Origin of the sequence: Pseudomonas sp. R43(2017) (assembly GCF_002112345.1) — a bacterium.
Taxonomy (GTDB): Bacteria; Pseudomonadota; Gammaproteobacteria; order Pseudomonadales; family Pseudomonadaceae; genus Aquipseudomonas; species Aquipseudomonas kribbensis.
In genome coordinates, this window is record NZ_NEHJ01000013.1 from 1 (window position 1) to 20,057 (window position 20,057).

Consider the following 20,057-nt stretch of genomic DNA (forward strand, 5'->3'; position numbering starts at 1 on the left):
GAAGACCGAACCGTTGAAAGCGCCAGACAAACCGGCATTTCCAACTCCTTCCAGGCTTCGATGATCTGAAGCAATCCGCCATCGAAACCTACATAACTCGTTGAATTTCAAGGAGTTTTCCGTTTCGACTGCGCCGGAAGTGGGGCGAATTATAGAGACTCAGAATCTGCCGTCAACCCCTATTTTCACAAATCTGTCACATCGGTCAAAAACGCCCGAAAACAAGAAGGCCGACCTTAAAAGGTCGGCCTTCTTTGCAATGCCCTTCTACTTACAAGCTAGGGAATGCGAATTGCGAAGCTTCATGGCTCGCACGCTGCGGCCAGCGCTGGGTGATCGCCTTGCGACGGGTGTAGAAGCGCACACCATCCGGACCATAGGCATGCAGGTCACCGAACAGGGAACGCTTCCAGCCGCCGAAGCTGTGGTAAGCCACCGGTACCGGCAGCGGCACGTTGACACCGACCATGCCGACTTCAATTTCGTCGCAGAACAGACGCGCCGCTTCACCGTCACGAGTGAAGATGCAGGTGCCGTTGCCGTATTCGTGATCGTTGATCAGTTGCATCGCCTCTTCCAGGCTGTTCACTCGAACGATGCACAGTACAGGCCCGAAGATCTCTTCTTTATAGATGCGCATCTCAGGGGTGACGTTGTCGAACAGGCAGCCACCCAGGAAGAAGCCTTCTTCATGACCGGCAACGCTCAGACCACGACCGTCGACCACCAGGGTCGCGCCCGCCGCCACGCCGTCTTCGACATAACCGCTGACCTTGTCGCGGGCCTGACCGGTAACCAACGGCCCCATGTCCAGACCGCAAGAAGTACCGGCACCGATTTTCAGCGCCTTGATCTGTGGAACCAGTTTCGCCACCAGTGCGTCCGCTACCTGATCACCCACACACACAGCCACCGAGATTGCCATGCAGCGCTCGCCACAGGAACCGTAAGCCGCGCCCATCAGTGCGCTGACGGCGTTATCCAGATCCGCATCCGGCATCAGCACTGCGTGGTTTTTCGCGCCGCCCAGGGCCTGCACGCGTTTGCCGCGCTTGGTGCCTTCGGCATAGATGTATTCGGCAATAGGCGTTGAGCCCACGAAGCTCAGCGCTTTGACTTCCGGTGCTTCGATCAGCGCGTCCACTGCAGTCTTGTCGCCGTGCACTACGCTCAGCACGCCTTTCGGCAGGCCGGCCTCCAGTAGCAGTTGAGCGATCAGCAGGGTCGAGCTCGGATCACGCTCGGACGGCTTGAGGATGAAGCAGTTGCCGCAGACGATCGCCAGCGGATACATCCACAGCGGCACCATGGCCGGGAAGTTGAACGGGGTGATACCGGCCACCACGCCCAGCGGCTGGAAGTCCGACCACGCATCGATGTTCGGGCCGACGTTACGGCTGTACTCGCCCTTGAGGATTTCCGGCGCAGCACAGGCGAACTCGACGTTCTCAATACCGCGCTTCAGTTCACCGGCGGCATCTTCGAGGGTCTTGCCGTGTTCTTCACTGATCAATTGCGAGATGCGTGCTTCGTTTTGCTCCAGCAGTTGCTTGAAGCGGAACATCACCTGGGCACGTTTGGCCGGTGGCGTATTGCGCCAGGCCGGGAATGCAGCCTTGGCGGCATCGATGGCTTTCTGGATGGTTTCCTGGCTCGCCAGCGGCAGCTTGTGGATAGCCTGACCGGTGGACGGGTTGAACACATCGACCGCGCGACCGTTCTCGGTCACCAGTTCGCCATTGATCAAATGCGGGATAACGCTCATCGAAAACTCCTGAATTCTTGTGCGCAGACGCCCGCAAGGAGCGCCTGCTATTGCATAGCTATATAGAAGGAAAAATCAGTCGAGCTTGTTCAGCACTTCGCCGACCGCGTCGAACAGACGATCGAGGTCTTGCGGCTTGCTGTTGAAGGTTGGGCCGAACTGCAGAGTGTCGCCGCCGAAGCGCACGTAGAACCCGGCTTTCCACAACGCCATGCCGGCTTCGAATGGACGCACGATGGCGTCGCCGTCACGGCCCGCGATCTGGATCGCACCGGCCAGGCCGTAGTTACGAATGTCGATGACGTTCTTCGCACCTTTCAGGCCGTGCAGGGCATTTTCGAAGTGAGGTGCAACTTCGGCCACGCTCTGCACCAGACTTTCCTTTTGCAGCAGGTCGAGTGCCGCAAGACCTGCGGCGCAAGCCACCGGGTGCGCGGAATAGGTGTAGCCGTGCGGGAATTCCACAGCGTATTCCGGGGTCGGCTGGTTCATGAACGTCTGGTAGATCTCGGAGCTGGCAATCACCGCGCCCATCGGAATCGCACCGTTGGTGACTTGCTTGGCGATGCACATCAGGTCCGGGGTCACGCCGAAGGTGGTGGCGCCAAACATGGTGCCGGTACGGCCGAAACCGGTGATCACTTCGTCGAACACCAGCAGGATGTTGTGCTGATCGCAGATCTCGCGCAGACGCTTCAGATAACCCTGTGGTGGAACCAGTACGCCAGCGGAACCGGCCAGAGGCTCAACGAACACCGCAGCGATGTTCGAAGCATCGTGCAACTCGATCAGCTTCAGCAGTTCATCGGCCAGCGCGATACCGCCCTGCTCCGGCATGCCACGGGAGAACGCATTGCTCGCCAGCAGAGTGTGCGGCAGGTGGTCGACATCCATCATCGCCTGACCGAACAGCTTGCGGTTGCCGTTGACGCCTCCGAGGCTGGTGCCAGCGATGTTCACGCCGTGGTAGCCACGGGCACGACCGATCATTTTGGTTTTGGTCGACTGGCCTTTCAGACGCCAGTAGGCGCGGACCATTTTCACTGCGGTATCGGCGCACTCGGAGCCGGAGTCAGTGAAGAACACGTGGTTCAGGTTGCCCGGGGTCAGCTCGGTGATTTTCTCCGCCAGCTGGAACGACAGCGGGTGGCCGTACTGGAAGCCCGGCGAGTAATCGAGAGTGCCCAATTGCTTGGCCACCGCTTCCTGGATTTCCTTGCGGGTATGCCCGGCGCCGCAGGTCCACAGACCGGACAGCGAGTCGTACACCTTGCGGCCCTTGTCGTCGATCAGCCAGCTGCCTTCGGCACCGACGATCAGACGCGGGTCGCGCTGGAAGTTGCGGTTGGCGGTGTACGGCATCCAGTGCGCGTCCAGCTTCAGTTGGCTGGCCAGTGGCGACGGCGCGTTTTCAGGCATGTTCATCGGGCAAAACCTCGCAGGGCAATAAGCTTCAGGGAGATAAAAGTCGTTGTTGCAGCTAAGTTGCCACGCCGATAAAGTCGGTGAAATCCAACTTTTCTAACCTTCAGTTAGAACCTTGCTAAACAATGAGAACAACAAGATGAGCAGCCGCCGCCCCGATCCGCTGGCCCAGGTCAGTGACTTTGATATTCGCCTGCTGCGGATTTTTCGCAGCGTCGTGGAGTGCGGCGGCTTCTCGGCGGCGGAAACCGTGCTTGGCATCGGGCGCTCCGCGATCAGCCAGCAGATGAGCGATCTGGAACAACGCCTCGGCCTGCGTCTTTGCCAACGCGGGCGCGCCGGTTTCTCCCTGACCGAAGAAGGTCGTGAGGTCTATCAATCGGCGTTGCAGCTGCTGAGTGCGCTGGAAAGTTTCCGCACCGAGGTCAACGGCCTGCACCAGCACTTGCGCGGCGAACTGATCATCGGCCTGACCGACAACCTCGTCACCCTGCCCCACATGCGCATCACCCACGCGCTCGCGCAGTTGAAAGAGCGCGGGCCGGACGTGCAGATCCAGATCCGCATGATCGCCCCCAACGAAGTCGAACAAGGTGTGCTCGACGGCCGCCTGCACGTCGGCGTGGTGCCGCAGGCCAGTGCGCTGTCCGGACTGGAATATCAGCCGCTGTACAGCGAACGCTCGCTGCTCTATTGCGCGGTGGGCCATCCGCTGTTTTACGTCGATGACAAACAACTGGACGACGAACGCCTGAACAGCCAGGACGCCATTGCTCCGATCTTCCGTCTGCCGGCGGAAATTCAGGCCCACTATCAGGCGCTCAATTGCACCGCCAGCGCCTCCGACCGCGAGGGTATGGCATTCCTGATTCTGACCGGACGTTACATCGGCTATCTGCCGGATCACTACGCCAGTCTCTGGGTGCAACAGGGACGGCTACGTGCGCTCAAGGCCAGCACGCGGTTCTATGACTTGAGCCTGGCCTCGGTCACCCGCAAGGGCCGGCGCCCGCATCTGGTGCTGGAAAGTTTTCTCGAAAGCCTCGCCGCCACCCGCTGATGACCGGCGTTTTATTGCCCGGGGCTTGTCGCAGGCCGATGGTTGCGCTATCAACGCAACTGGTTGCACCCCACAGACAAACCCGGAAGTGCCTATGACCTTTGAAGTCCCCGCTCACGGCGGCAAACCTGCCAGCCGCATTCGTCAGAAGAACGAAGAGACCATCATCAAAGCCGCCGAAGACGAGTTTGCCCGTCACGGGTTCAAAGGCACCAGCATGAACACCATCGCCACCAAGGCCGGGTTGCCCAAGGCGAATCTGCATTACTACTTCACCAACAAGCTCGGGTTGTACGTGGCGGTGCTGAGCAACATCCTCGAGCTGTGGGACAGCACCTTCAACACCCTCACGGCCGAGGACGATCCGGCCGAAGCACTGACCCGCTACATCCGCGCAAAAATGGAGTTTTCCCGCCGTCAGCCACAAGCGTCACGAATCTTCGCGATGGAAGTGATCAGTGGCGGCGAATGCCTCACCGAATATTTCAATCAGGACTACCGCGCCTGGTTCCAGGGTCGGGCCGCCGTGTTCCAGGCGTGGATCGATGCCGGCAAGATGGACCCGGTGGATCCGGTGCACCTGATCTTCCTGTTGTGGGGCAGCACCCAACATTACGCCGACTTCGCCACGCAGATCTGCCGTGTCAGCGGTCGCAGCAAGTTGACCAAACAGGACATGGAAGACGCTGGCAACAACCTGATCCGCATCATTCTCAAGGGCTGCGGCCTCACTCCTTCTCTATAAGACGTTTATGCTATTTACCCTCAGCGGCTTTTGCGAGTTCCGCGAAGAGATTCGCAAAAGCCGTTTCATCACCTTCGCCGCGCCGATCGGCAGCCCTGCCGAGGCGCAAGCCTTCATCGAGCAGCACAGCGACTTGAACGCCTCGCACAACTGCTGGGCGTGGAAACTCGGTGATCAGTACCGCAGCACCGACGACGGTGAACCGGGCGGCACCGCCGGACGGCCGATTCTCGCGGCCATCGAGGCGCAGGATTGTGATCAGGTCGCGGTGTTGGTGATCCGCTGGTACGGCGGCATTCAACTGGGTACCGGCGGACTGGCCCGGGCGTATGGCGGCGGCGCCAACAAGTGCCTGCAAGCCGCGCCGAAAATCGAACTGATCAGCCGCGTGCCCCTGCGTTGTGCCTGTGGATTTGCCGAACTGGCACTGGTGAAGTTACGAGTAGCGGATCTTGGCGGTCTGGTGGTGGAAGAAAACTTCACCGCCAATGGCGTCGAATTACAGCTGGCGGTGGGTGAGTCGCAGATTCCATTGCTGCAAAACCAGCTGGCCGATCTCAGCCGTGGACGCATCCTGCTCCAGCGCTGAACACCTGCAATATTTCGGGGCACGAGCAAATCCCCATATTCCAGAGAGTTGCCCACATCACCTGTGCACCCGACTGTGGATAACCTGAGCACACACCGCTGTAACCCTTCTGTCACGTGGCTTTGCGCGATTTGTACACTTTTCGCCCAAAGCACATGAAAAAAGTTTAATTCCAAGCAAAAACAATCAGTTAGATCTGTTTATCGCCATTGGGAGATAGCACCGGTGCGCTTATGCCAAGGTTGTCCGATTGCGCACAAATACTGTGGAGCAACCTGTGGATAACCCGTTCATGACTCACGTAGCCGCAAGTGCAGCTTGGCTCCGGCGGGGTTGCTCGTTTTTTAACCAGAATTTCACGAACAAAACTGGAGCCTGATCAAAGGCTTTGCGCTGAATTGGTGCCGCGAATCGGTGCAGTTTTACCTTCGCGGCTCTACGAGAAGGGTTGCCGCTCAAGCGCTTGACGGGTTCCTGACTCAATGGCCAGGAAATTGCTTTATCCACAGGCACAACTCCAAGCAAGCCGAGCCTGTCATGCCAAATCCCACGTCCACCCCGCGCCTGCAACTGCGCCGCATCAGCAAACGTTATCCCGGTTGCCTCGCCAATGACGCTATCGACCTGAGCATCGCCCCCGGTGAAATCCACGCGCTGCTTGGTGAAAACGGCGCGGGCAAAAGCACGCTGATGAAGATCATCTACGGTGCCACCCAGGCCGACTCGGGCGAAATGCTCTGGCAAGGGCAACCGGTGAACATGCGCAACCCGGCCCAGGCCCGGCAGTTGGGCATCGGCATGGTGTTCCAGCATTTCTCGCTGTTCGAAACCCTGAGCGTGGCGCAGAACATTGCGCTGGCGATGGGCCCGGCCGCCGGAACGCCGAAACAGCTTGAACCGAAAATCCGCGAAGTGTCCCGCCGTTATGGCATGGCGCTGGAACCGGAACGACTTGTCCACAGCCTGTCGATCGGCGAGCGCCAACGGGTGGAGATCGTGCGGTGCCTGATGCAGGATATCCGCCTGCTGATTCTCGACGAACCGACCTCGGTGCTCACGCCGCAGGAAGCCGACGATCTGTTCATCACCCTGCGCCGCCTGGCGGCCGAGGGCTGCAGCATCCTGTTCATCAGCCACAAACTTGGCGAGGTGCGCGCCTTGTGCCACAGCGCCACGGTTCTGCGCGGCGGTCGGGTGGCAGGGCATTGCGTACCGGCGCAATGCTCGGACCAACAACTGGCGCAACTGATGGTCGGCGAGTCGGCGGCGTTGATCGGTGAGTACCCGAAAGTCAGGGGCGGTGCGACATTCCTGCAGGTCAGCGGTTTGAACTGGCATAACCCCGATCCGTTCGGCTGTTCGTTGACCGACATCGACTTGCAGGTGCGCAGCGGCGAAATCGTCGGCATCGCCGGCGTTGCGGGCAACGGTCAGGATGAATTGCTGGCACTGCTGAGCGGCGAACAGACACTGCCCCGCGATGCAGCGCCAACCATCTGTTTCCAAGAACGCGCTGTCGCCGATCTGCGCCCGGATGCACGGCGCAGACTCGGTCTCGCATTCGTCCCCGCCGAGCGTCTCGGTCACGGCGCAGTGCCGGAGTTGAGCCTGGCGGATAACGCCCTGCTCACAGCCTTTCAACAAGGCTTGGTCAGCCACGGGCTGATCGAGCGCCGCAACGTCGAGTCTCTCGCCGAAAAGATCATCCAGCGCTTCGGGGTGAAAACCCCGGACACCCAAACCAGCGCTCGCAGTTTGTCCGGCGGCAACCTGCAGAAATTCATCCTCGGCCGGGAAATCCTCCAGCAGCCGAAACTGCTGATCGCCGCGCACCCGACCTGGGGCGTGGACGTCGGCGCGGCGGCAGTGATCCATCGCGCCCTGATCGCCCTGCGCGATGCCGGCGCGGCGATTCTGGTGATCTCTGAAGACCTCGACGAGCTGTTCCAGATCAGTGACCGCCTCGGCGCGCTCTGCGGCGGGCGGATGTCGGCGCTGCAAGACACGGCGCAAACACGGATCAGCGATGTCGGTGGCTGGATGGCCGGCCAGTTCCACAGCCCTCAACCTCAACCCGCTGCGGTTGAACGGAGTTTTTCATGCTGCTTTCCCTCGAACCCCGTGGCCGCCAATCGCGCCTGATGTTGTGGTGCTCGCCGTTGTTGGCGGCGGTGCTGACCCTCGGCTGTGGCTCGCTGCTGTTCATCGCCCTCGGTCACGATCCGCTGCAAACCTTGCACACCTTGTTGATCGCGCCGGTCAGCGACCTTTATGGCGTCTCGGAATTGCTGGTCAAGGCGTTGCCAATCCTGCTCTGCGCCCTGGGCCTGGCGGTGGCCTATCAGGCGCGAATCTGGAACATCGGCGCCGAAGGCCAGTTGCTGCTCGGTGCATTGGCCGGCAGTGCGCTGGCGGTGAACATCATCGATATGCAAAGCCGCTGGGCACTGGTGCTGATCCTGCTCACCGGCACCCTCGCCGGCGCCGCATGGGCCGGGCTGACCGCCTGGCTGCGCACGCGCTTCAACGCCAATGAAATCCTCACCAGCATCATGCTCAATTACATCGCGCTGAACCTGTTGCTGTTCTGCGTCCACGGGCCGTTGAAGGACCCGGCCGGGTACAACTTTCCGGAGTCGGCAATGTTCGGCGACGCCAGCCGCTTGCCGTTGTTGATGGAGGATGGCCGGGTTCACGCCGGGGTGTATTTCGCTCTGCTGGCGCTGGTGGCGGTGTGGGTGTTGTTGCAGAAAAGCTTTGTCGGTTTTCAGATCAAAGTGCTCGGGCTGGATAAACGCGCGGCGGGATTTGCCGGGTTTCGCGAGAAGCGTCTGATCTGGCTCGCACTACTGATCAGCGGTGGATTGGCCGGGCTTGCCGGTGTTTGCGAAGTCACCGGGCCGATCGGGCAACTGGTGCCGCAGGTCTCGCCCGGTTACGGCTATGCGGCGATCACCGTGGCGTTTCTCGGGCGGCTCAACCCCATCGGCATTCTGTTTTCCAGCCTGTTGATGGCGCTGCTGTACATCGGTGGCGAGAGCGCGCAAATGACGCTGAACCTGCCGCAGGCGATCACCCAGTTGTTCCAGGGAATGATGCTGTTTTTCCTGCTGGCCTGTGACGTGCTGATCCTCTACCGGCCACGCCTGAACCTGCGCTGGGTGCGGCGCACTTCAACCACCGCCGTAACCGCCGGAGCGCTGTGATGGATATCGATCTGCTGAGCAATGTTTTCTACGCCATGGTGCGTTGCGGCACACCGCTGTTGCTGGTGGCGCAGGGTGAATTGATCTGCGAGAAGAGCGGTGTGCTCAACCTCGGGCAGGAAGGGATGATGCTGTTTGGCGCGGTGATCGGTTTCATCGTCGCGTTCAACAGCGGCAACCTGTGGCTCGGCGTTTTACTGGCGATGCTTGCGGGGATGTTGCTGTCTTCGCTGTTTGCACTGGTGGCGCTGGTGTTCAACGCCAATCAGGTGGCGACCGGGCTGGCGCTGACGATTTTTGGCGTGGGCCTGTCGACCTTTGTCGGCGCGGCGTGGGTCGGCAAACCTCTGGCCGGTTTCGAGCCGCTGGCGATTCCATTCTTGAGTGACATCCCGCTGATCGGCCGCATGCTGTTTGCCCAGGATCTGCTGGTGTACCTGTCGTTCGCGCTGTTTGCGCTGGTGGCCTGGGTGATCGTGAAAAGCCGTGTCGGGCTGATCATTCAAGCGGTCGGCGAAAATCCCGATGCAGCCAGTGCCATGGGCCTGCCAGTGCTGACCGTGCGTACGCTGGCCGTATTGTTCGGCGGCGCGATGGCCGGACTGGCCGGGGCTTATCTTTCGCTGGCGTACACGCCGATGTGGGCCGAGAACATGACCGCCGGACGCGGCTGGATTGCCCTCGCGCTGGTGGTGTTCGCCAGTTGGCGAGTGTGGCGTCTGTTGCTCGGCGCGTATCTGTTCGGCCTCGCCAGCATCCTGCACCTGGTGGCGCAGGGGTTGGGGCTGGCGATTCCATCGAGTCTGCTGGCGATGCTGCCGTACGTCGCGACCATCCTGGTGCTGGTGTTGTTGTCGCGGGATGCAGTGCGTACGCGGTTGTATGCGCCGGTGTCACTGGGCCAGCCGTGGCAGTCAGGGCATTAAAGCGTTGACCCTACTGGCCTCTTCGCGAGCAAGCCCGCTCCCACAGGTTTAGTGTCGTTCGATAATTCTGTAAACGACACGGACACTGTGGGAGCGGGCTTGCTCGCGAAGGCGCCCGGACAGGCAACACTTGCGCAATGCCCCACGCCAGTTCGAAGAGCAGGAATCCCACCAGCAACGAACTGGCGCCGTGAGCCAGGGCATAAGCCTGCCACGCGGCGAACAGAAACCGCGCCACCGCGTCATAGCGTCCATAAACCTGCTGCGGATCACGAATCCGCAGCACCGCCCACACGCAAACCACCGAGCCCAGCAGGTTCGCCATCAACAGGTGCACAGGTTCGAACGGCGGCAACTCACCGGGCAGGTTCAATGCCTGACTCAGCGCCGTCAAAACCCCGTGCAGCGCGGCAAAACTCCACGGCGTGGCAAACGCCGCCGTCACGATCAAGTCATACCAGGCACTGCCGCGCACCAGATTGCGATACTGCGTTGAAGTCCACATCGTCCTTGCTCCGAAAATTCAGGGAGCAACCACGGTAAAGCCTGGAGTATGCTCCAGGGTCAAACACTTTCGAGATGTCCTTGATGCGCATCGGTGAATTGGCCCAGAGCTGCGATGTCAGCCGTGACACGCTGCGTTTCTACGAGGAGCGCGGATTGATCGCGGCACAACGCAGCGCCAACGGCTATCGCGACTATCCGCCGGAGATGGTGCAACTGGTGCTGTATATCAAGACGGCGCAGCGTCTGGGCTTTACTCTCGGCGAGATTAGCAGCAGCGTTGGCGCGCTGTGGCAATCGCCGGATCCGGACACCGCCGTCACGCAACTGCTGCAAGACAAGCTCAAGCTGATCGAAACCCGCATGGCCGAACTGGGCGAGCTGCGCCACGAGTTGCAGCAACGGCTCGGTCAACGCTGTCCATTGAACCCGTGATCTTTCAACTTTCAAGGAACGCCAATCATGTCCGCACTTAATCCTGCCAAGCACGCACTGATCATCGGCGCCTCCCGGGGCCTGGGCCTGGGTCTGGTGAAAACCCTGCTGTCCGATGGCTGGCAAGTCACCGCCACGGTTCGCAACCCTGCGAACGCCGAGGCGCTGAAAGCACTGGGCAACGTGCAGATCGAAAAACTCGACATGGATGACCAGCAAGCGGTGATCGCCCTGAGCCAGCAGCTCAAGGGCGAGACCTTCGACCTGCTGTTCGTCAACGCAGGGGTCAAGGGCCCTGACGTGCAGACCCCGGGCGGCGCGACGCTGGCGGAAGTCGGCCAGCTGTTCTTCACCAACGCCGTGGCACCGATCAACCTGGCCCAGCGCTTCGTCGGGCAGATCCGCGACGGCAGCGGCGTGCTGGCGTTCATGAGCTCGGTGCTGGGCAGCGTGACCATGCCCGACGCGCCGGAACTGGCGCTGTACAAGGCCAGCAAAGCGGCGCTGAACTCGATGACCAACAGCTTCGTCACGCAGTTGGGCGAGCAGAAACTCACCGTGCTGTCGCTGCATCCGGGCTGGGTCAAAACCGACATGGGCGGCGAAGGCGCCGACATCGACGTCGACACCAGCACCCGTGGCCTGGTGGATCAGGTGGACGCGTTTGCCGGCAAGGGCGGCCATCACTTCGTGAACTACAAGGGTGAAACCATTCCCTGGTAATCACTGGACCCTGTGGGAGCTCGCTCCCACAGGGTTATCCCGGTGTCTGGTCGGGTTGGACTTGCCCGCCGTAAAATTTTGTTTGAAACTCCGCACCTCGTCCTTCGCGGCGACCCTGGATCAGCAGACAGGGCAACACTGAGCTGGCAACCCTGAACCCAACTTTCAGAGGAGCCGGCCACAATGCCTGCGACCCGTATCTGGTTAAAAAATCCCCTCGCCATTTTCACGGCCAACGGTCTCGATGCCCGTGGCGGTCTGGTGCTGCAAGACGGTGTGATCACCGAAGTGCTCGGCGCCGGCCAGCAACCTTCCGCCCCATGCAATGAAGTGTTCGACGCCCGTGAACATGTGATCCTGCCGGGCCTGATCAACACCCATCACCACTTCTATCAGACCCTGACCCGCGCCTGGGCGCCGGTGGTCAACCAGCCATTGTTCCCGTGGCTGAAAACCCTGTACCCGGTGTGGGCGCGCCTGACGCCTGAAAAACTCGCCCTCGCCACCAAAGTCGCACTGGCCGAGTTGCTGCTGTCGGGTTGCACCACCGCCGCCGACCACCACTACCTGTTCCCGGATGGCCTGGAAAACGCCATCGACGTGCAAGTCGAAACCGTGCGCGAACTGGGCATGCGCGCCATGCTCACCCGGGGTTCGATGAGCCTCGGCGAGAAGGACGGCGGCCTGCCTCCGCAGCAGACCGTGCAGGAAGGCCAGGTGATTCTCGATGACAGTCAGCGGCTGATTCACGAGTACCACGAACGCGGCGACGGTGCGCAAATCCAGATCGCTCTGGCGCCGTGCTCGCCGTTCTCGGTGACCCCGGAAATCATGTCCGCCAGCGCCGATCTGGCGAACAAACTCGACGTGCGTCTGCACACTCACCTCGCCGAAACCCTCGACGAAGAGGATTTCTGCCTGCAACGCTTCGGTCTGCGCACCGTGGATTATCTGGACAGCGTCGGCTGGCTCGGCCCGCGCACCTGGCTGGCCCATGGCATTCATTTCAACCCTGACGAAATCTCCCGCCTCGGCGCGGCCGGCACCGGCATCTGCCATTGCCCGAGCTCGAACATGCGCCTGGCCTCCGGCATCTGCCCGAGTATCGAACTGACCGATGCCGGTGCATTGTTCGGTCTCGGCGTGGATGGCTCGGCGTCCAACGATGCGTCGAACATGATCCTCGAAGCGCGTCAGGCGCTGTACATTCAGCGCCTGCGTTATGGTGCCGAGAAGATCACCCCGGAGCGTGTGCTGGGCTGGGCAACCAAGGGCTCGGCGAGTCTGCTCGGTCGCACCGATATCGGTGAACTGGCGGTGGGCAAGCAAGCGGATCTGGCGCTGTTCAAGCTGGATGAGCTGCGCTTCTCCGGCAGCCATGACCCGATCTCGGCGCTGCTGTTGTGCGGTGCGGACCGTGCGGATCGGGTGATGGTCGGCGGCAAGTGGCGTGTGGTTGATGGACAGGTTGAAGGGCTGGATCTCAAAGGCCTGATTGCCGATCACAGTCAGGCGGCTCGGCAGTTGATCGCAGGCACCTGATTTCCCTTCTGACCTGATCGTTCCCACGTCGAGGCGTCGAACCGTCCGCGTGGGAACGATCGATCACAACCCCAGCAGCGACAACATGATGAACGTCGCAAACAACACAAAGTGCGTCATGCCCTCAATGGCATTGGTCTCGCCGTCATTGAGATTGATCGCGCTGACGATCAGCGTGATGAAGATCATCACCGTCTGCACCGGCGTCATCGCCATCTGAAACGGCTGCCCCGTATAGAGTGCCATCGCCTCCATCACCGGCACGGTCAGGATCACCGTCGATAACGAAGCGCCCATCGCAATGTTGACCACCGACTGCATGCGATTGGCCAACGCCGCGCGCAATGCGGTCAGAATCTCCGGCGCCGCCGAAATCGCCGCCACCAGAATCGCCGTGATCACCGGCGGTGCGCCCGTCCCTTCCAGGCCCAGATCGAGGGTCTTGGACATCACCTCGGCCAGTGCACCGATCACCACCACACCGAACACCAGAATGGCGATCGACAACGGCAGATTGACCTTTTCCGGCTCCTCCTCCGTCGGCTGTTTCTTGCGGCGTTTGTCCGGGTAGCTGTAGCTGAAAAAATAACTGTGCGGCCCGACCTGCATCCGCAGGAACAACGCGTAAAGCACCACCATCGCGCCGATGGTGAACGCCGAATAGATTTTCCAGTTGGCCTCGGGAATGAACTCCGGCACCACCATCGACACCCCCATCGCGGTAAGAATCATCACGCTGTAACTGCGGGCAGAATCGTCGTTGTAGGACTGCTCGCCATGCTTGATCCCGCCCATCAACGCCGCGAGGCCGAGGATGCCGTTGATGTCTAGCATCACTGCCGAATAGATCGTGTCGCGCACCAGCGTCGGCGAGGCTTCGTTGCTCATCATGATCGCCAGGATCACCACTTCCACCAGCACGGCGGCGAGGGTCAGGATCATCGTGCCGTATGGGTCGCCGACTTTTTCCGCGAGCAGTTCGGCCTGATGGGCAACGCGCATCGAGGCGGCAACGATGAACGCGATCAGCACCAGCCCGGCCGTCAGGGCGACGACCTGGCCGCTGTGCAGCAACCAGTGCTCCAGCGGATACGCAACGATGGCCGCGATCAGGGCCAGCAGCAGAAAGCTTTCTTGCTTGAGGATCGTGAGCATGGCGGGCCTTCGGTTGCCGGGGTCGAATGAGTTACTGACTGCGAAGCGGAACTGATGGTTCGTTACACCTTAGCGCACCAGTGGACAGCGTCTCTTTGCGGACATGCACTTTTTCGGCCCGGCCGGCCTCATCGCGAGCAAGCTCGCTCCCACAGGGATCGCGATGCTTTTGTGGGAGCGAGCCTGCTCGCGAAGGCCTCGCCGCAATTTCGAATCGATTTGTTGTCCGCTTGGTCAGCCTTTTGCATTGCCCTCCCCACACACAACAAAAGGGAGTTCGCGTTCATGCAAAAACGTCCATTGCAGAAACTGCTGTGCATCGCCATGGGCCTCGGCCTCAGCCTGGGCGCCAGTGCCGCCGATCCACTGAAAGTCGGCTTCGTCTACATCGGCCCCATCGGCGACCACGGCTGGACATATCAGCATGAACAGGGGCGCAAGGCGCTGGCGGAAAAACTCGGCACGCAGATCACCACCAACTACGTAGAAAACGTCGCCGAAGGCGCCGACGCCGAGCGGGTGATCCGCAACATGGCCAAGGACAATTACGACCTGATCTTCACCACCTCTTTCGGCTACATGAACCCGACGGTGAAAGTCGCCAAACAGTTCCCCAAGGTGACCTTCGAACACGCCACCGGCTACAAGCAGGACAAGAACCTCGGCACCTATCTCGCACGTACTTATGAGGGCCGTTACGTCGGCGGTTTCCTAGCGGCGAAAATGACCAAGAGCAAAAAGATCGGTTACGTCGCCTCGTTTCCGATCCCGGAAGTGATCCGCGACATCAACGCCATCCAGCTGGCCCTCAACAAGTACAACCCCGGCACCGAGATCAAAGTGGTGTGGGTCAACTCGTGGTTCGATCCGGGCAAGGAGGCCGACGCCGCCAACGCGCTGATCGACCAGGGCGTGGACGTGGTGTTCCAGCACACCGACAGCCCGGCACCGATCCAGGCCGCTGAACGGCGTGGCGTGTACGCCGTGGGCTACGCTTCCGACATGGCGCACTTCGGGCCGAAAGCGGTGCTGACCTCGATCGTCAACGACTGGGCGCCGCACTACATTCAGGCGACCCAGAGCGTGATCGACCACAACTGGAAATCCCAGGATTACTGGGGCGGGTTGAAAGAAGGCACGGTCGAACTGCCGATCAGCGATCTGGTGCCAGCACCGGTGAAGGCCGAAGCCGAGCAGATCATCGCCGACATCAAGAGCGGTGCCCTGCAGCCGTTCACCGGGCCGATCAAGGATCAGGCCGGGGTCGAGAAAATCCCGGCGGGCAAGAGCGCGACCAACGTGGAGCTGGCGTCGATGAACTATTACGTCGAAGGCATGAAGGCCGAGATGCCGAAGTAATCACCTCCAGCCACAAACCTGTGGGAGCGAGCTTGCTCCGGGCGGCGTTCCGACGAAGGCGGCGGTACATTCAACATCCCAGTTGACTGATCTGCCGCTTTCGCGAGCAAGCTCGCTCCCACAATAGTTACTCAGCGTTATTGAGGATTGTGCATGAACAGCCTTCCAATCATCGACATCTCGCCGCTCTACTCCACCGACCACAACGCCTGGCCCGCCGTCGCCGAACAGATCGACCACGCCTGCCGCGAATGGGGCTTCTTCTATATCAAGGGCCACCCGATTTCTGAGCAGCGCATCGAATCCCTGCTCGATCACGCCCGGCACTTCTTCGCATTGCCGACAGTAGAAAAACTGAAGATCGACATCACCCGGACCGTCCATCACCGCGGCTACGGCGCCATCGCCACCGAGCAACTGGACCCGGACAAGCCCAGCGACCTCAAGGAAACCTTCGACATGGGCCTGAACCTGCCGGCCGATCATCCCGACGTGCTGGCGGCAAAACCCTTGCGTGGTCCCAACCGTCATCCGGCCATTCCCGGCTGGGAACCGCTGATGGAACAGCACTACCGCGACATGCAGGCCCTGGCGCAAACCCTGTTGCGGGCCATGACTCTGGCGCTGGGGATTGAGCGTGACTTCTTTGATGTGCGCTTCAACGAACCGGTCAGCGTGCTGCGAATGATTCATTACCCGCCGCGCCACACCGCCAGCTCCGCCGATCAGCAAGGTGCGGGGGCACACACCGATTACGGCTGCATCACGCTGTTGTATCAGGACACCGCCGGCGGCTTGCAGGTGAAAAACGTCAATGACCAATGGATCGACGCGCCGCCGATTGAAGGCACGTTCGTGGTCAACCTCGGCGACATGATGGCGCGCTGGAGCAACGACCGTTATCACTCGACCCCGCACCGGGTGATCAGCCCGCTGGGCGTGGATCGCTATTCGATGCCGTTCTTCGCCGAGCCGCACCCGGACACCCGCATCGAATGCCTGCCCGGTTGCCAGGACGCACATCATCCGGCGAAATATCCGACCACCACCTGCGCCGAATTCCTGCTGTCGCGCTTCGCCGATACCTACGCCTACCGACGGGAGCAAGAAGCGGTGTGATGGATCGGTTGGTCAGGTTTTGCCAATTGTTTCGGCGCGCATCTGTAGAATGCCGTCATTGCACCTGATGAGAAAAGAATATGTACGACTGGCTCAACGCCCTGCCCAAGGCCGAATTGCACCTGCATCTGGAAGGCTCGCTGGAGCCCGAGCTGCTGTTCGCCCTGGCCGAACGCAACAAGATCGCCCTGCCGTGGAGCGACGTCGAAACCCTGCGCAAGGCCTACGCCTTCAACAATCTGCAGGAATTCCTCGACCTGTATTACCAGGGCGCCGACGTGCTGCGCACCTCCCAGGATTTCTACGACCTGACCTGGGCCTACCTGCTGCGCTGCAAAGAACAGAACGTGATCCACACCGAACCGTTCTTCGATCCGCAGACCCACACCGACCGTGGTATCCCGTTCGAAGTGGTGCTCAACGGCATCGCCGCCGCCCTGAAGGATGGCGAGCAGCAACTGGGCATCACCAGCGGTCTGATCCTGAGCTTCCTGCGCCACCTGAGCGAAGACGAAGCGCAGAAAACCCTCGACCAGGCGCTGCCGTTCCGTGATGCGTTTGTCGCGGTAGGTCTGGACAGCTCCGAGATGGGCCACCCGCCGAGCAAGTTCCAGCGCGTCTTCGACCGCGCCCGTCATGAAGGTTTCCTGACCGTCGCCCACGCCGGCGAAGAAGGCCCGCCGGAGTACATCTGGGAAGCCATCGACCTGCTGAAAATCCAGCGCATCGACCATGGCGTGCGCGCCATCGAAGACGAGCGTCTGATGCAGCGGATCATCGACGAGCAGATCCCGCTGACCGTGTGCCCGCTGTCGAACACCAAACTCTGCGTGTTTGATCACATGTCGCAGCACAACATCCTCGACATGCTCGAGCGCGGCGTTAAGGTCACGGTGAACTCCGATGACCCGGCGTATTTCGGCGGTTATGTCACCGAGAACTTCCATGCGTTGCACGAACATCTGGGCATGACCCAGGATCAGGCCAAGCGCCTGGCGCAGAACAGCCTGGATGCGCGGTTGGTAAAACCATAAGCAACAGCGCATAACCAATGTGGGAGCGAGCTTGCTCGCGAATAGGGTCCGTCATTCAACGAAGATGTTGTTTGATACACCACTTTCGCGAGCAAGCTCGCTCCCACAGTTGGTTTAGGGTTCAGCCAATAACTTCTGCTTCGGTCAGTTCCTCCAAGGTTTTACCCCGCGTCTCCATCCCGAACAGCCACACCACCCCCGCTGCCACAGCGAAGCACAACGCCCCCAGCGCAAACACCCCGCCCTGCCCGGTAATCGGAAACACCAGCCCGGTGACCAACGGCCCGAGCAACGAGCCCACGCGACCGATGGCCGAGGCGAACCCCGAGCCCGTCGCCCGCGCCGATGTCGGGTACAACTCTGGCGTGTAGGTGTAGAGCACCGCCCACATGCCGAACAGGAAAAACTGCATCAACAGACCCGTGCCGATCAGCAGCGCCACGTTGCCGCCAAACACTGCGCTTTGTCCGTACAGAAACGCCATCACCCCGCCGCCGAGCAAGGTGACGATGCACACCGGTTTGCGCCCCCAGCGCTCCACCAGCCACGCCGCCATCAGAAACCCGGGAATCCCGCCGAGGGAAATCAGCACCGTGTAATACACCGACTGAGTGACCGCAAACCCTGACTGTTGCAGCAACGCGCTGAGCCAGGAGGTCAGGCCGTAGAACCCGAGCAATGCAAAGAACCACAGGCTCCAGATCATCATCGTGCGCTGGCGGTACAGCGGCGACCAGATCTGCCCGAGGGCCGACAGGAAATTGCCCGGCGGTGTGATCGACCGAGGCAGGCGAACCGGCTCCGGTAATGCAGCCCCGCCGAGCGACGCCCGTACCCGATCCTCAATTGCACACAGCACCTTGTCCGCCGCCTCATGCTTGCCGGCCTGCTCCAGCCAGCGTGGCGATTCGGGAATGAAAAAACGGATCGCCAGCACAAACACCGCCGGTACCGCCAGCACCAGAAAGATGTCGCGCCAGCCAATCAGTGGCAGCAGGAAATACGACAGCACCCCGGCAGCGACAAACCCCAACGGCCAGAAGCCATCCATCAAGGCAATGTAGCGCCCGCGACGCTTGGCCGGTATCAACTCCGACAGCATCGACTGGGCAATCGGAAACTCCATGCCCATGCCGATCCCCAGCAGGATGCGGAACAGAGTCAGACTCTCGACGGTTTGTGCGGTGGAACACAGGTAACTGGCCAGCCCCCACAACACGATGCTCCACTGAAACACCGGTTTGCGACCGAAACGATCAGCCAGCAGTCCAGACAGCGACGCCCCCAGCACCATGCCGAAAAAACTCGAACTGGCGAGCAGCCCGGCTTCGGCGCTGCTCAGGCCGAATTCGGTTTTGATCGAGCCGAGCAGGAAGGTCATCATCGCCAGATCCATGGAGTCGAAGAAAAACGCCAGGGCGATGATGATGAAAATGATCCGGTGATAACCGCTGACCGGCAGGCGTTCCAGTCGATCCGCTGCGCTGAAGCTTCCCGTGTCCATGCCACCTCCTCCATCCGAAATGTCTGCGGATCGAGTGTGCGCGATAGCCGTTCAGCCTTTGTGCCAGATGCGACCTGTTCGCAGCCGTAGGCGACGCCAGTTATCCGGGCAGTGGAGCAAAGCGCTCTACAGCGCCATTTCCAGCTCGGTCTCCCGGGCGAATCGATGAATTTCCCGCTGTCCCGTCGCCGTCAGCTGCAGGGCGCGGGAGTCGTTGGGTAGCGTCAACCAGCCGGACTGCATGAACAGCTGCAACAACGCCGCACCCAGCGAGCCGCCCATGTGCGGGCGCCGCTCGCTCCAGTCCGGGCACGCACAGGCGACCTGTGCGTTACGGTGGGCCAGCGCCTGGATGAAGACCCCGCGACTGGCCAATTGTGTCGCGCCCTTGTGGGTGACCACCACCCGATGTTCGAGCTGTTCGATCCAGCCGGCATCCAGCAGACGCTGGTACAGGTCGGCCGCCAGCGTGCCGCCCAGATGGTCGTCGCAAAAGCGCGCACGCAGCAGGGAAGAGGGTGCGGGCTGGGGTTTGGCGATAGGTGTGGCGCGTTTGAAGACATCGGGAATTTCCCGCGGGGCACTGGCGAGCGTGGCGCTGGCCAAAGCCTCGATGGCCGCGCCGACTTCCGGGGCCGCCAGGCGAAAGAAGCGCTTGCGCCCGCGAGCCTCGACCTTCAACAGGCCGCCAGCGGACAGGCGCCCCAGATGCGCACTGGCCGATGAGGGCGACAGCCCCGCCAGCAGCGCCAGTTCCTCGGTCTGCCGGGCCGAACCATCCATCAGCGCCCACATCATCGCGCTGCGTTTGGGATCGGCCAGCAACGTGGCGATCTGGCTGATGCAAGGTGCATGTTCCATGTATTCACTCCCTGTTGAATCGTATCGTCTACTGCTCAGAGACATCTTGACCAGTAATCAGTCGTCGGCCAAGCCGCGCAAAAACGCCTTGATCCGAGGCAAGGC

At 61.1% G+C, this 20,057-nt stretch carries 18 protein-coding genes; 12 read left to right on the plus strand and 6 right to left on the minus strand.

Annotated features, from left to right (window positions below; translation table 11 throughout):
* Positions 1-271 precede the first annotated feature (271 nt).
* Together CAG02_RS29200 and CAG02_RS29205 are read right to left on the minus strand one after the other, a co-directional pair.
* Positions 272-1,765 (minus strand): CoA-acylating methylmalonate-semialdehyde dehydrogenase, encoded by a 1,494-nt coding sequence (locus CAG02_RS29200; protein ID WP_085711290.1) that lies wholly within the window; start codon positions 1,763-1,765, stop codon positions 272-274.
* Between the two features lie 75 nt (positions 1,766-1,840).
* On the minus strand, positions 1,841-3,190 hold the full coding sequence (locus CAG02_RS29205; protein ID WP_085711289.1) for an aspartate aminotransferase family protein: 1,350 nt from the start codon (positions 3,188-3,190) through the stop codon (positions 1,841-1,843).
* Positions 3,191-3,329: 139 nt separating this feature from the next.
* On the opposite strand from CAG02_RS29205, the gene CAG02_RS29210 reads away from it, so the two are divergent.
* The 6 genes from CAG02_RS29210 (at position 3,330) to CAG02_RS29235 (ending at position 9,716) form a co-directional block, all read left to right on the plus strand.
* On the plus strand, positions 3,330-4,250 hold the full coding sequence (locus tag CAG02_RS29210; protein ID WP_085711288.1) for a LysR family transcriptional regulator: 921 nt from the start codon (positions 3,330-3,332) through the stop codon (positions 4,248-4,250).
* Positions 4,251-4,344: 94 nt separating this feature from the next.
* Complete coding sequence (locus tag CAG02_RS29215) at positions 4,345-4,995, plus strand: TetR/AcrR family transcriptional regulator (RefSeq protein ID WP_085711287.1); 651 nt, start codon at positions 4,345-4,347, stop codon at positions 4,993-4,995.
* A gap of 7 nt (positions 4,996-5,002) precedes the next feature.
* Positions 5,003-5,584 carry a YigZ family protein gene (locus CAG02_RS29220; RefSeq protein WP_085711286.1) on the plus strand — a complete coding sequence of 194 codons (582 nt, stop codon included), beginning with the start codon at positions 5,003-5,005 and terminating at the stop codon, positions 5,582-5,584.
* 537 nt (positions 5,585-6,121) lie between these two features.
* A complete protein-coding gene (locus tag CAG02_RS29225; protein WP_085711285.1) occupies positions 6,122-7,726 on the plus strand; it encodes an ABC transporter ATP-binding protein in 1,605 nt (534 codons plus the stop codon).
* Positions 7,684-8,790, plus strand: coding sequence for an ABC transporter permease (locus CAG02_RS29230; protein ID WP_085711284.1), 1,107 nt, complete (start codon positions 7,684-7,686; stop codon positions 8,788-8,790). The genes CAG02_RS29225 and CAG02_RS29230 overlap by 43 nt, the downstream gene beginning before the upstream one ends.
* Positions 8,790-9,716, plus strand: coding sequence for an ABC transporter permease (locus CAG02_RS29235; RefSeq protein WP_085711283.1), 927 nt, complete (start codon positions 8,790-8,792; stop codon positions 9,714-9,716). The genes CAG02_RS29230 and CAG02_RS29235 overlap by 1 nt, the downstream gene beginning before the upstream one ends.
* A 10-nt stretch (positions 9,717-9,726) precedes the next feature.
* Here the strand turns inward: CAG02_RS29235 and CAG02_RS29240 are convergent, their stop codons facing one another.
* The gene (locus tag CAG02_RS29240; protein WP_085711282.1) at positions 9,727-10,221 is read right to left on the minus strand and encodes a hypothetical protein; all 495 of its coding nucleotides are present in this window, start codon (positions 10,219-10,221) and stop codon (positions 9,727-9,729) included.
* An 83-nt stretch (positions 10,222-10,304) separates the two neighbouring features.
* Here CAG02_RS29240 and CAG02_RS29245 point away from each other — a divergent pair, with 83 nt between their 5' ends.
* The 3 genes from CAG02_RS29245 to CAG02_RS29255 all read left to right on the plus strand — a co-directional run bounded on the left by CAG02_RS29245 (position 10,305) and on the right by CAG02_RS29255 (position 12,920).
* Positions 10,305-10,655, plus strand: a complete 351-nt coding sequence (locus tag CAG02_RS29245) for a MerR family transcriptional regulator (protein WP_085711300.1) — start codon at positions 10,305-10,307, stop codon at positions 10,653-10,655.
* Between the two features lie 27 nt (positions 10,656-10,682).
* Positions 10,683-11,378 carry an SDR family oxidoreductase gene (locus CAG02_RS29250; protein WP_085711281.1) on the plus strand — a complete coding sequence of 232 codons (696 nt, stop codon included), beginning with the start codon at positions 10,683-10,685 and terminating at the stop codon, positions 11,376-11,378.
* A gap of 183 nt (positions 11,379-11,561) precedes the next feature.
* On the plus strand, positions 11,562-12,920 hold the full coding sequence (locus tag CAG02_RS29255) for an 8-oxoguanine deaminase (protein ID WP_085711280.1): 1,359 nt from the start codon (positions 11,562-11,564) through the stop codon (positions 12,918-12,920).
* A 63-nt stretch (positions 12,921-12,983) separates the two neighbouring features.
* Here CAG02_RS29255 and CAG02_RS29260 read toward each other — a convergent pair whose 3' ends face one another.
* On the minus strand, positions 12,984-14,075 hold the full coding sequence (locus CAG02_RS29260; RefSeq protein ID WP_085711279.1) for a calcium:proton antiporter: 1,092 nt from the start codon (positions 14,073-14,075) through the stop codon (positions 12,984-12,986).
* Between the two features lie 285 nt (positions 14,076-14,360).
* Here CAG02_RS29260 and CAG02_RS29265 point away from each other — a divergent pair, with 285 nt between their 5' ends.
* The 3 genes from CAG02_RS29265 to CAG02_RS29275 all read left to right on the plus strand — a co-directional run bounded on the left by CAG02_RS29265 (position 14,361) and on the right by CAG02_RS29275 (position 17,587).
* Complete coding sequence (locus tag CAG02_RS29265) at positions 14,361-15,434, plus strand: BMP family ABC transporter substrate-binding protein (protein WP_085711278.1); 1,074 nt, start codon at positions 14,361-14,363, stop codon at positions 15,432-15,434.
* A gap of 153 nt (positions 15,435-15,587) precedes the next feature.
* Positions 15,588-16,553 carry an isopenicillin N synthase family oxygenase gene (locus CAG02_RS29270; RefSeq protein ID WP_085711277.1) on the plus strand — a complete coding sequence of 322 codons (966 nt, stop codon included), beginning with the start codon at positions 15,588-15,590 and terminating at the stop codon, positions 16,551-16,553.
* An 80-nt stretch (positions 16,554-16,633) separates the two neighbouring features.
* Positions 16,634-17,587: an adenosine deaminase gene (locus CAG02_RS29275; RefSeq protein WP_011332312.1), complete on the plus strand. Its 954-nt coding sequence runs from the start codon at positions 16,634-16,636 to the stop codon at positions 17,585-17,587.
* Between the two features lie 121 nt (positions 17,588-17,708).
* On the opposite strand, the gene CAG02_RS29280 is transcribed toward CAG02_RS29275, so the two are convergent.
* Positions 17,709-19,091, minus strand: coding sequence for an MFS transporter (locus tag CAG02_RS29280; RefSeq protein WP_085711276.1), 1,383 nt, complete (start codon positions 19,089-19,091; stop codon positions 17,709-17,711).
* Between the two features lie 126 nt (positions 19,092-19,217).
* On the minus strand, positions 19,218-19,952 hold the full coding sequence (locus CAG02_RS29285; RefSeq protein ID WP_085711275.1) for a helix-turn-helix transcriptional regulator: 735 nt from the start codon (positions 19,950-19,952) through the stop codon (positions 19,218-19,220).
* Between the last annotated feature and the right edge of the window lie 105 nt (positions 19,953-20,057).